At 71.8% G+C, this 12,230-nt stretch carries 10 protein-coding genes; all 10 read left to right on the top strand.

Features of this window, described 5'->3' with window-relative positions:
* Positions 1-582: 582 nt before the first annotated feature.
* The 10 genes from QLQ12_RS21540 to QLQ12_RS21495 all read left to right on the top strand — a co-directional run bounded on the left by QLQ12_RS21540 (position 583) and on the right by QLQ12_RS21495 (position 12,119).
* Positions 583-1,398, top strand: coding sequence for a hypothetical protein (locus QLQ12_RS21540; RefSeq protein WP_282762053.1), 816 nt, complete (start codon positions 583-585; stop codon positions 1,396-1,398).
* A 253-nt stretch (positions 1,399-1,651) separates the two neighbouring features.
* A complete protein-coding gene (locus QLQ12_RS21535) occupies positions 1,652-2,047 on the top strand; it encodes a pilin (protein ID WP_282762051.1) in 396 nt (131 codons plus the stop codon).
* On the top strand, positions 2,047-4,146 hold the full coding sequence (locus tag QLQ12_RS21530) for a hypothetical protein (protein ID WP_282762049.1): 2,100 nt from the start codon (positions 2,047-2,049) through the stop codon (positions 4,144-4,146). Before QLQ12_RS21535 ends, QLQ12_RS21530 begins: the two co-directional genes overlap by 1 nt.
* Positions 4,146-5,084, top strand: a complete 939-nt coding sequence (locus QLQ12_RS21525; protein ID WP_282762048.1) for a PrgI family protein — start codon at positions 4,146-4,148, stop codon at positions 5,082-5,084. The genes QLQ12_RS21530 and QLQ12_RS21525 overlap by 1 nt, the downstream gene beginning before the upstream one ends.
* The gene (locus QLQ12_RS21520) at positions 5,081-6,832 is read left to right on the top strand and encodes a VirB4 family type IV secretion system protein (RefSeq protein ID WP_282762046.1); all 1,752 of its coding nucleotides are present in this window, start codon (positions 5,081-5,083) and stop codon (positions 6,830-6,832) included. The genes QLQ12_RS21525 and QLQ12_RS21520 overlap by 4 nt, the downstream gene beginning before the upstream one ends.
* A 25-nt stretch (positions 6,833-6,857) precedes the next feature.
* Positions 6,858-8,243: a hypothetical protein gene (locus QLQ12_RS21515; protein ID WP_282762044.1), complete on the top strand. Its 1,386-nt coding sequence runs from the start codon at positions 6,858-6,860 to the stop codon at positions 8,241-8,243.
* Entirely contained in the window at positions 8,240-9,832 is a 1,593-nt protein-coding gene (locus QLQ12_RS21510) for a type IV secretory system conjugative DNA transfer family protein (protein ID WP_282762042.1), read from the top strand. Before QLQ12_RS21515 ends, QLQ12_RS21510 begins: the two co-directional genes overlap by 4 nt.
* A 53-nt stretch (positions 9,833-9,885) precedes the next feature.
* On the top strand, positions 9,886-10,710 hold the full coding sequence (locus QLQ12_RS21505; RefSeq protein WP_282762284.1) for a replication-relaxation family protein: 825 nt from the start codon (positions 9,886-9,888) through the stop codon (positions 10,708-10,710).
* A complete protein-coding gene (locus QLQ12_RS21500) occupies positions 10,695-11,762 on the top strand; it encodes a M23 family metallopeptidase (RefSeq protein WP_282762040.1) in 1,068 nt (355 codons plus the stop codon). Before QLQ12_RS21505 ends, QLQ12_RS21500 begins: the two co-directional genes overlap by 16 nt.
* Before the next feature lie 99 nt (positions 11,763-11,861).
* The gene (locus tag QLQ12_RS21495; RefSeq protein ID WP_282762038.1) at positions 11,862-12,119 is read left to right on the top strand and encodes a hypothetical protein; all 258 of its coding nucleotides are present in this window, start codon (positions 11,862-11,864) and stop codon (positions 12,117-12,119) included.
* Positions 12,120-12,230: the final 111 nt, after the last annotated feature.

The following is a 12,230-nucleotide window of genomic DNA, read 5'->3' as shown; positions in this document are numbered from 1 at the left end:
TATAACAAGATCAACCTTGGGTTGAACACGCAGGTCACAGTCTCGACGCGAAGGCGCCGTCCGCGTCTGTGGGCCCCGATCGAGGTGTTGGTGATCGCGGCCACCTATAACAAGATCGCCATTGAGGTTGAACAAGATCGTCAGCCTCTATAACAAGATCACTTTGGGGTGTAACAAGATCATCAGTGGCTCCCGAGGTGCTCGTACCTCTGCCGCGGGGGTGTAACACGCCTCGCCGCGAAGGCGTACCAGCCCGCCGTCAACAGGCGATCGACAGCGGGGCGGACATCGATGTTCACGCCAGCTCCGCAGCGTCCGGGACCGCTTCGCGCGACCGGCGGCAACAGGGGTTGAACACCCAGTTCGACGGCTCCGGCATGGCGCGGCGGCGGGCGCGCAGCATGGCTGGCTTGGCGCGGCGATCTGCGCGCTAGCGCAAGGGTTGAACACGCGGCGTGACCCTTGAGCAAAATCAACAGTGTTCAAGATCTGTTACACCCGAGTGGCGAGATGGGTGCTGTTCCCGCCGGACGCCCTCAGCGAGGCGCCGGCATCCCTCACCCACTTCTCGGGGGACCCTCCATGTCTCAGTTCGTTCGTTCCGTGCTGCCCGCCGCCGGCCTGGCCGGACCTCGTCTCGTCCTCGGCGACCAGCCGTTCGACGTCGCCGCGAACTCGTTTCGGCTGCTGACCACCGGCCCGGAGCCGCTGTCGATCGACGGCGCCACCCTCGGCGGGGGCCTGCCGCGTCGGCGGATCCCGCTGTCGGAGCTGTCCGCAATCCTGATGCATCCCTCCTGCGGCTACGCCACCAGTGACCAGGTGTGGCGGCTGCTCATCAGCCGTGCCCGCACCGACGGCCCGGCCTGGGTCGTGGGCGCGGTCGGGGTGGCCCTGCCGGGGCTGCACCCGGCGGCCTACCGGCTGCGCACCTTCTCCGGGGACGTGCAGGCCGAGTTGCTGGCCGCCTTCGTCACGGCGCTGCGCACGGTGAAGCCGGGCGGGACCAAGGTGGCGCAGCGGCTGCTATCCGCCACGTTCACGGCCGCCCGTGCGGCGCTGCGCACCGACGAGCCGCGCACCAACGCGCTGGTCCAGGCGCCGGTGTCCGCCCCGACCGCCGGACACCCGGACGTGGTGCTGACCCGCGCCGTGGCGACCGGGGTCATCACGCCGCGCGAGGCCGAACTGATCGGCGCGACCCGCCTCGACGAGGTGTCGGTGGCCGACTACGCCGCACGGCTCGGCAAGGCGACGAAGGCCGTCTACAAGGCCCGTGACCGGGCCGAGGAGCGCCTGGTCACGGCGATCCGCTCCGGGGTGCTGTCCGACGAGGACGCGGCCGTGATCGCCGACGCCACGATGACCATCGCACCGGACCCCGCCCAGCACGCCTGACCTGCATCTTTACGGCCCAATGTCGAAAACAGACCCGAAATCTGTATCTCTTAGTGCGGGACTTTTCCGCACCCGGTGACCTTCTTCGACCGGCCCCGCTGACGGCGCTGACACCCCGCAACGGCCCCGCCGAAACCCCTTCGAAGGAGGACGGCCACCACGGCCGGTCGAGGTCACCACCACCCCTTGCTCGCCTGCCCGGCCCCACACCTCGTGGGTGTGGGGCCGGGCTGCCCTGGAGGTGCCCGGTCCCATGAACCACCGCCCCTTGCATCGCCCGAGCCCGACCCCGCGCCGCCCGGTCACCGACCGGCCTGGCCGTCGCCTGCGCCGCACGGTGCAACGTATGGCCCCGGCTGTGGCGGTCACCGCCAGCACGGCTGTCGCGGTCGCGCTCGTTGCGGACGCCGCGTACGCGGCCGAGTCCCTCGAACAGGTCGTCAACAACATCCGTACCTGGCTGGTCGGCATCCTCGTCGCCGTCGCCACCCTGTTCCTCACCGTCGGCGGGCTGCGCTACGCCGCCGCCAACGGCGACCCCGGCGAGGTCGAGAAGGCCAAGCTGGCACTCAAGTCCGCCGCGATCGGCTACGCGCTGGCGATGCTGGCGCCGCTGTTCGTCACCATCGTCGGTCAGTGGGTGGCGTGATGGCAGCCCACTTCACGCCACCGCGCCGTACCCGGCTGCTCGCTCTCGTCGTGCTCGGCATCGGCCTGGCCGCCGGTCCCGTGCTCGCGGGGACGGCATGGGCCGACCCGTCCCCGGCACCGGCCCCCGCCCCGGGCGCGCCGTCCCCGACGCCCGCTCCCGTCCCCGGGGTGCCGTCCCCGATTCCCGCCCCGCCGCCGGGCGGGCCGACACCCAGCGTCCCGCCGTCCCCGCCCACGCCTGCGCCGTCCCCGGGACCGGCGCCGCCGTCTGCTCCGTCCCCGAGCGGGGACGACGACGATCCGTCCTGGTACGACATCCCGGGGCAGATCCGCAAGGCCATTCACGGGTTCTTCGCGTGGATGGCGGAGAAGGCCATCAACCCGGTGATGGAGACCCTCGGCTCCACGGTGCTGTCTACGCCGGACCTGACCACGAGCCCGCACGTCACCGCCCTGTGGAAGACCACTCTGGTCACCGCGAACGGCATCTACGTGCTGTTCGTCATCGCCGGCGCCTTCGTCATCACGTCCCGCGAAACGCTGCAAACGCAGTACGGCCTCAAACAGATCGCACCCCGCCTGGTGCTGGCCGCGGTGCTGTCCAACGTCAGCCTGATGCTCTGCGGTAAGGCGATCGAGGCGGCCAACGCTGTCACCGCCGCCATCGTCGGGCAAGGCGTAGACCCATCGAGGGCGGCCGACGCGATGAGCGACATCCTCATCCAGCCGCTGAACGGCGGCAACGTCAACATCCTGCTCGTACTGCTCGTCATCGCCGCGCTGGTCCTCGCCCTCGCGGTGAGCATCATCTTCGTGATGCGGGTGGCGCTGCTGGTCGCCCTCACCGGCTTCGCCCCCCTGGCGCTGATCTGCCATGCCACTCCGCAGACCGAGGGCCTGGCCTACACCTGGTGGCGCGCGTTCGGTGCCTGCCTCGGCCTGCAACTGGCCCAAGCGGTGATCGTGCTGACCACGATCCGGGTGTTCCTCACCCCGAGCGGCCTCGTCCTGCTCGGCGTGCCAGCCAGCGCCGAGGGCCTCCTGGGAGTGCTGGTCTGCCTCGCGATGCTGTGGCTGCTGATCAAGCTGCCCGGTCTGATGAAGCAGTTCGTCATCGGCCCCCTGGGCCTGCAAAGCCAGGGACGAGGCCTGGTAGGGCAGCTCCTACAGGCATACGTCATGTTCAAGACCCTCGGCGCCGCAGCCGGGCTGCTTGGGGGCACTCGCCCGCAGCCAGCGGCCCAGCAGAGCAACCGGGGCACGGCGGGCGCCAGGACGGGCACGAGTACCGCTCGGCCTGTTTCCGCCGCCAGGGATGGTGCGGGTACCCCGCGCCCGGCGCCGTCCCGGCCGTCCCCGTCCGCCCCGGTGGCGTTCAGCAACCCGCCGACCACACAGACACCACTACCGGTGCCCGCTGGCGCCGCCGGGGCGCCCCCATTCAGCCACCCGCAGCAGCCGGGCACCCCGGCAACGACCCCGACCGGCCCGACGCCCGCCGCGCCGTTTTCCCACCCCCACCCTCCCCAGCCGAGCACTGCTCGACCCGCCGGGCGTCCCGCCCCGGCCACGTTCAGCAACGCCACCACCTCACCGGCGAACTCGGCCCCCGCAGGGCCGCCACCAGCGGCAACGTTCTCGGCTCCGCAGGCGCCGCAGAGCGCCCCGCGCCGGCCACCGGCACCCGTAACCCCGGTGTTCTCGTCCGCACCGCCGACCCCGAGGACGCGGCCCACGGCGGCCCGGCGGCCCACCACCGAGTCCCGCACGGCCAGTCCTCGCCCGGCGGCCACCAGGAGCAGTCCCCCTCCGGTGACCAGGCCACCGGCCACCGTCACTCCGAGGCCGACACCGCGCCCGGCGTCGTCATCGCAGCCGTCCCCGGCGTCTCGACCGGCGCCGGCCACCCCGCCGCCGTCCCCGCCTCGGCCGACCGGAAGCACGTGTCCGGTGTTCCGAGCGGCGCCGCCGACTCCGGCGTCCCCGCCGCCGTCCAGCCCGGCTACGGCGCCGTCCCCGCCGTCGTCCCGTCCGGCCAAGTCCCCGTCCCCGCCGTCCCCGCCGCCGGCGCGGCGCCGTCCCCGAGGAGGTAAGTGATGAGCCGCCGAGACGATGAGGCGCCGCTGCGCGCCCGCGTGCCCGCAGACGTGGAGCGCGCTGATCGCATCGCGTTCGGTCTGACCGCCCGCCAGTTGGTCATCCTCACCGTCACCGGTCTCGTGCTGTACGCGGCGTGGACCGCGTTGGTACGGGTGGTGCCGCCGCTGGTGTTCGCCGCCTGTTGCGTGCCGATCCTGGGCGCGGTGTTCTTCCTGGCCGTCGGGCGACGCGATGGGATCAGCCTGGACCGGTGGCTACTGGCGGGCCTGCGCCACCGGCGGGCGCAGCGTCAACTCGTCCCGTCCGAGGGACCGATCACCCCGGCCCCCGCGTGGGTGACCACCACGCGGGGGCCGGGGAACCGGCTCCCGCTGCCCGCCCCGCTGCGGCTCCCGGCGAAGGGCATCACCGCTGATGGCCTGATCGACCTCGGCCCGGACGGCACCACCGGCCTCGTCGCCGCGTCCACGGTGGCGTTCGGGCTGCGTACCCCCGCCGAACAGAACGGCCTTGTTGCCGGGTTCGCCCGCTGGCTGCACTCGCTGGACGGCGCGGCGCAGATCCTCGTCCGGGCGCAGCGCGTCGACCTGACCCACCTGGGCGATCGGCTACTGACCCGGGCGCCGAGCCTGCCACACCCGGCCCTGGAAGACGCGGCCCGGTCACACGTCGAGTTCCTCGACGACCTGGCCGCCCGCCATGAGCTGCTGCACCGGCACGTCACCGTCGCCGTGCGCAGCACTCGCAGCCCCGGCAACACGAGCCATCAGGCCGCCGAAACCGTGCGGGCGCTGTCCGGCTGCGAGGTCGCCGCCACCGTCCTCGACCCGCTCGCCGCCGCCGCCACGCTGGCCGGCGCCCTCAACCCCGCCGCCGAGTCGTCCCCGACTCGGGGACGGCCCGCCGCCGAGCCTGATGAAAGCGAGGAGCTGTGAACCTAATGTCACGTCGCCGGGGGACCGCCGTCCCCGAGTCGGGGACGGTCGTCCCCGGCAGCCCGGACGCCGTCGAGGTGGGGGGATGGTCGGTACGGGTCGGGGACGGCTACACCGCCGCTCTCGCCGTGACCGGCTACCCGGCCGAGGTCGGCCCCGGCTGGCTCGAACCCCTCCTGGCATATCCGGGCCGGGTCGACGTGTCGCTGCATATCGAACCCGTCCCGCCGGTCATCGCCTCGCAGCGGCTGCGTAAGCAGCGCGGCCGGTTCGAGGCGAGCCGCCGCCAGGACGCCACCAAGGGCCGTCTCGATGATCCCGAACTCGACGCCGCCGCCGCGGACGCCGCCGAGCTGGCCGCCCGCGTGGCCCGAGGCGAGGCCCGGCTGTTCCGGCTCGGCTTGTACCTGACCGTGCACGCCGACAGCGAAGACGAACTCGCCGACCGGGTCAGCGAGGTTCGGGCTCTGGCGTCGTCGCTGCTGCTCGATGTCGCGCCGGCGACGTGGCGGCAGCTCCAAGGCTGGATCACCGGGCTACCGCTGGCGTTCGACGCCCTTGGGATGAAGCGGGTGTTCGACACCGACGCCCTCGCCGCCGCGTTCCCGTTCACCAGTCCCGATCTGCCCACCACCGCAGGAGACACCGGCATGGGCGTGCTCTACGGCCTCAACCTGCACTCACCGGGTGTCGTGGTGTGGGACCGGTGGGCGCAGCCGAACTACAACTCCGTCATCCTCGCCCGCTCCGGTGAAGGCAAGTCCTACCTCGCCAAACTCGACCTGCTGCGCAACCTGTACCTGGGGGTTGAGGCGTTCGTCATCGACCCCGAAGACGAATACATCAAGCTCGCCGAGGCGGTCGGCGGGACGATCATCCGCCCCGGCGCCCCCGGGGTACGGATCAACCCCCTCGACTTGTCGGCCGGGGACGGCGACGACGCCCTCGTGCGCCGCGCGCTGTTCCTGCAAACCTTCGTGTCGGTCCTGACCGGCGGTGCACCGATCGGCCCCGAGGAGGCCGCCGCCCTGGACGTCGCGGTGCTGGCCGCCTACCGGGGCAAGGGCATCACCACCGACGCTCGCACCTGGCGGCGTCCGGCGCCGCTGCTGACGGACGTCGCCGAGGCGTTGAAGGACGCGGGCGACGCCGGGCGCACTCTGGCGGCTCGGTTGCACCCGTACGTGGCCGGCAGTTTCAAGGGCCTGTTCGACGGCCCCACCACCACGGCGGCGAACGGGCACCTGGTCGTCTACGCGATCAAGGAACTGCCGGAGGAGTTGAAACCGGTGGGAACGCTGCTGATCCTCGATGCGATCTGGCGCACGGTCAGCACCGCCCACCGCAGCGCCACGCCGACCCGGCGGCTGGTGCTGGTCGATGAGGCATGGCTGATGTTGCGCGCCGGGCTGGGCGCGCAGTTCCTGTTCCGGCTGGCCAAGAGCGCCCGCAAGTACGAAGCCGGGTTGAGCGTGATCACCCAGGACGCCGCAGACGTGCTCGCCACCGAGGTCGGCCGGGCCGTGGTCTCCAACGCGGCCACGCAGGTACTGCTGCGCCAGGCACCGCAGGCCATCGAAGCCGTCGCCTCCGCGTTCGGGCTCACCGACGGCGAACAGGCGCTCCTTCTCTCCTGCTCCCGCGGAGACGCACTCCTCGCAAGTGGATCTTCGCGGGTGGCGTTCCACAGCCTCGCCTCGGATGTCGAACACGACCTGGTCGTGACCGGCCTGCCCACCGCCCGGTAACCCGTCCCAGCGTTCGGAGCCCCTCATGTCACTTTTCACCACGTTGTCACACCACTCGTTCCCGCTTTGGGCCGCGCCGTCCCCGTCCCCGGCGGGGTGCGTGCCCGGTCGGGCCGGGATGCCCGACGGCGTACCCGGTGAGCTGCTGTGCGGCTCATGGGGACCGAAGGCCCCCGCCGCCGTGGCTGGGTTCGTCCGCGCCCACTGGCCGCTGTTACTCGCCGCGCTCGTCGTTCTGATCACCCTCGTGATGGCATGGCGGATGTGGCGGCGCCGGATGTGGCGCCGCCACGCCGCTCAGGCCCGATGGTTGCACATCATTCCGCCGGTCACCGCGACCCCCGCCGCCACCGTGGGCCTGTGGCGGCTGCTCGCCACCGCACTGCCCGCGCCGAGCCGGTGGACGCTTCGCCCGGCCCGCATCGTCTGGGAGGTCGAGGCCGACCCGCACGGGATGCGCGCCGGGCTGTGGCTGCCGCCGGGAGTCAACCCGACCGCCGTGTTGCGGCTGTTGCAGCGAGCCTGGCCGGGCGTACGCGCCGAACAGGCCACCCCGCCGAGGGTGCCGGGCGGGACCGCGACCACGCTGGCGCTGCTGCCGACGCAGCCGGATTGGTTGCCGCTGGTGGACGACACCAGCACCGCCAACTCGAGGAACTGGGAGAGCGCCCCGCCGGACGAGGACCGGCTGCGGGCGGTGTTCGACGGGCTCGCCTCGGCCGGGCGCACCGGCGGCGGCCTGCTCCAGGTGCACATCAGCCGGGCACCGGCGCACCGGATGAGGATGCTGCGCCGGGCCACCACCCATCCCGAACGCGCCGGCAAGAGCCGGGGCGCGTCCCGCGCGGCGGGGCTGCTCGCCGACGGGGTGCGGGCGCTGATCCTCGGCGTGCTCAACCTGCTCACCCCTGGTCCGGCAGCGCGGAGGAACCCGTCCGGCAGAACCGACCCGTACATGGCGGAGCTGGCGCGGCAGGCGCGCGGCAAGCTCACCGCCGCCCCGCACCTGCTCATCGCTGTCTACGCCACCGGCACCGGCCCCACCAAGGCCGCCGCCCTGTCCGCCGCCGCCGACATCACCAGCGGGTTCGGGCTACTCTCCGCGCACTTCACCCGCCGGCGCCTGCGAGGCGGCACCACCGCGGCGGCGCAGCGCTGGGCGCCCGAGGCCCGGATGAACCTCGCCGCCGTCGGTGAGGCCGCCGCCCTGGCCGGACTCCCGGCAGAACCCGCCACCTACGGCCTGCCCGCCGCCGCGTCACGGCGCCGCCTCGGAGGCCGCGACGTCTTCCGCGCCGGACCCGCCACCCGCCGCCCCGACACTTCACGCCCGGCCCCGCCGAAGCCCGCCGACCCGCCCCAGCCCGACGACAACGACGAGGACTCGCCTGCCGTTTGGAGTGCCCCGTGACCGCCTCGCCCACCACTGCCGGCGGCAACCCGGAGCCGGAGCGTCGCCTCAACCTCGTCCCGGTCGACCAACGGCACGGCCTCGGCGGAAAGGTCATCGGCGTGGCCAACGCCGGCCCCCGCACGAGGATCGGGATCTCCCTGCCAGACTGCCGCTACCACCTGCATGTCCTCGGCCCGACCGGCACCGGTAAGACCACCCTGCTGATGAGCATGATCCTCGACGACGTCGAGGCCGGACGCGGCGTCGCCGCGTTCGACCCCGCCAAGGGCGACCTGGTCCGTGATCTGCTCGACCGGCTTCCGAAGGAGGCCGGGGACCGCCTCGTCCTGATCGACCCGGACGAGACCAGCGCCCTACCGGCGATCAACCTGCTCGACCCGGCCGTGCACGGCGGCACCCCGCACGACGTGGCCGCCAACGTCACCGCCGTCATGAGCAAGGTGTGGGCGCGCTGGTGGGGCCACCGCTCGGCCGACATCTGTTACCACGGCTTGCTCACCCTGGCCCACCTGGAAGGCTCCACCCTCGCCCAGTTGCCGCGGCTGCTGTCGGATGCGAAGTGGCGAGCCGAGCGGGTCAACGCCGTGGTGCGGTCACTGAACGCCTGGGAGGGCAACACCCTCGGCGAGTTCTGGGAAGGCTTCGACGCCCTCCCGGCGGGCCAGCGCGCCGGCCTGGTCGCTCCGCTGCTGTCGAGGCTGCGCCTGGTCCTGGCACATCCGATGGCGAACTCGCTGTTCGGGGTGCCCGCCACCACGTTCTCCTTCGCCGACATCCTCGACGGCGGCGTGCTGCTGGCCCGGCTACCCAAGGGCGTCATCGGCGAGGACGGCACCCGCCTGATCGGGTCGTTGCTGCTGTCCGGGTTGTGGCAGGCCACCACCGCCCGCGCCCGCATCCCCGAAGCCGCCCGCCCGGACGCGATGGTGGCCCTGGACGAGTGCCACAACTTCCTGCACCTACCCATCGGCATCGACGACGCCCTCGCCGAATCCCGCGGCCTGCACGTCTCCTGGCTGCTGGCACATCAGTACCTCGGACAGTTGTCCGGGGAGATGGCCGAGGCGATCGACGCCAACGCCCGTAACAAGGTGTATTTCCAGCTCGCCCCGCGCGACGCCATCGACCAGGCCCGCCACCTGCGCCCGTACCTGGACGACGGGGACCTGATCCGGCTCGGCGGCTACGAGGTCGTACTCCGCCCGGTCGCGAACGGCCGGGTGGTGCCTCCAGTCACCGCCGACACCGAGCCACCTACGCCGGCCAAACGAGGCCGCTCCGAGGCGCTGCGCGCGGCGGCCCGAGAGCACACCGGACTCAAGACCGCGAAGCGGCGGGAGCTGATCGGCACTGCGGCAACCGCCGGCACGGCCGAGGCCGAGCAGTCTCCGACGGTGGGCAACCCAGCGGATCTGGTGGGTCACAACACCTTCGCTGTTCAAGGGGGTCGCTCACTAGAGGACTCCAACGAGCCGGGCAACGAGCGGGCCAACGACCACGAGAACGCCCCTGAACACGCCCCCTTGACCACGTCATACCCGCACGTCAGCGGCGCTGAGGAGGACTGGTGGACCGGAACCGACTGATAAGAGATATCACTCCTACTAGCCCTTCAGGCTCGGCCCCTACCGGTGCTCGCCTGACGGCGTCCGTCGTTGCCCGCGAACTCGGCCGGCTCACCCCCCGAGATCGGCTCCTACTCAACCTTCTTGACCAACATCAAACCCTCACCACCGACCAGCTCGCCGAGGTTGCCTTCGGCACCCTCGGCCGTGCCCGCAACCGGCTCAACCTGCTCCTGGACCGCGACATCCTCGACCGGTTCCGCCACTACCAGCGCCCCGGATCGCAATCCTGGCGGTGGTGCCTCGGCCCCATCGGCGCCGCGATCCTCGCCGCCGGACGCGGCGAGGCGATGCCCCGGCCCGGCGCCGTACGCGACGCCACGGCCCGACTGGCGACGTCCCCGACCCTTGCGCACCTGCTGACCACCAACGGGTTTTTCGTCGCGCTCACCGCGTACGCCCGCACCCACGACGGGACCGAACTCAGCCGGTGGTGGAACGAGGCCCAATGCCGCGAGGCCACCGGCAATCTTGTACGCCCCGACGGTCACGGCGTATGGGTGGTCAGCGGGCGCGGCGTGCCGTTCTGGTTGGAGACCGATCTCGGCACCGAAGCCCTGTCACGGGTCGCGGGCAAGCTGACCGGCTACGCCGCGTTGCCGCACCGCCGGGCGTATCCGGTGCTGTTCTGGCTGCCCACCGCCGTCCGGGAAGCCAACCTGCACGCCCACCTCGCCCGTACCGGGGTGCCGGGCGCGGTGACCGTGGCGACCGCCGCCGCCGACAACGCGCCCGGCGGCCCGGCGGGACCGGTGTGGCGGGTCGTCGGCGACCCGGGACGGGTCAGCGTGGCCGATCTCGCCCCCGCCGGGAACGGTGCGCCGTGGGACGGCTCGTAACCGCGATCGCGGTGGCGCTGGTAGCGGTCGTGGTCCTGATCGCCGGGGCCACCGCCGGGATCATCGGGGTTGTGTCCGGCGGGGGTGGTTACGGGGGCGGGTACGGCGGGGGCTGTCTGGGCGCCGTTACCGCCCCGGGCGCGACCCCGGCGGGGCTGACCGCCGAACAGGCCGGTAACGCCCGGGTGATCGTGGCGGTGGGTGAGCGGATGCGGGTGCCGGTGCGCGGGTGGGTGGTCGCGGTCGCCACAGCCCTTCAGGAATCCAACCTGATCAACCTAGGGAACCTCGGGGCGGGCAACGACCACGATTCGTTGGGGTTGTTTCAGCAGCGACCTAGTCAGGGATGGGGCACCCCGGCCCAGATCATGACCCCCGACTACGCCGCCGGGAAGTTCTACGAACGCCTCCTGACGGTGCCCGGGTGGCCATCGCTGCCGGTCACCGAGGCCGCTCAGCGGGTGCAACGGTCGGCGTACCCGAACGCCTACGCCAAACACGAAACCCGCGCCACCGCGATCGTGGCCGCCTACACCGGCAGGACGCTGCCGACCTGTGACACAGCGCCGATTGCCGCGTCCGGGTGGACGCGTCCCGTGGCCGGTGTCGCCGGGTCGGGGTTCCGCACCGCCGACCGGCCCGGACACGACGGCACCGACATCATGGCCGACAAGGGCGCGGTGATCAGGGCGGCCTCGTCCGGTGTGGTGGTGCGGGTGCGATGCAACGCGGGCGGCGGATCATGGGACGGCCCGTTCCACGGCCCGACGCCGTGCGACACCGACGGGCATCCGGGGTTCGGCGGATGCGGTTGGTATGCCGAGGTGCGGCACGCGGGCGCCATCGTGTCCCGGTACTGCCACATGGTGCGCCAACCGGCCGTGACCGTCGGCCAGACCGTCACGGCGGGACAACCCATCGGCTACGTCGGTTCGTCTGGCAATTCGTCCGGCCCACATTTGCATTTCGAGATCCACAACGGCTATCCGGCGCACGAAGGCAACGCCATTGATCCCGTTTCATTCATGGCGCAACAAGGCGTCAGGCTATAAACCCGTGACGTGATATTCCGCACATTCACGGCCTTGACTTCATGTTCGGATCGAGCGTCCATGGACAGGAAAGCAAATCCCATCCGGAAGGCGGAAACAATGTCGGACACCACCACCCCCCGCACCATCAGCCCCCTGCTAGCCCTGAACGTCGCCGCCGAAAAAGCAGTGACCCCGGAAGTAGCCGACACCGCCCTTGAGAACGCCATGGAACTACTGCACAAACTAGGTGTCAGCGTCGACGCACCCGACATCTTCGGCACACCCATCATGAACGACGTCGTGACGCACCTACACACCGCGTTTATCCTGATGACCAGCGCAACGGGCGGCGGCAAGATCCCGTTCAACCACTGACAGCCAACTGCCCGGCAGGGCACCCGCCCACCCGCAATCGACCCCCGCGCGCCCCGGCCCCCCCCCCGGGGGGCGGGGCGGTGCACACCCCCCCAAACCCCCCCCCCAACA

The sequence above is a fragment of the Actinoplanes sandaracinus genome (assembly GCF_030009775.1).
GTDB lineage: Bacteria > Actinomycetota > Actinomycetes > Mycobacteriales > Micromonosporaceae > Actinoplanes > Actinoplanes sandaracinus.
Note: the sequence above shows the minus strand (reverse complement) of the source record. Positions and strands in the feature narration are given on the sequence as shown.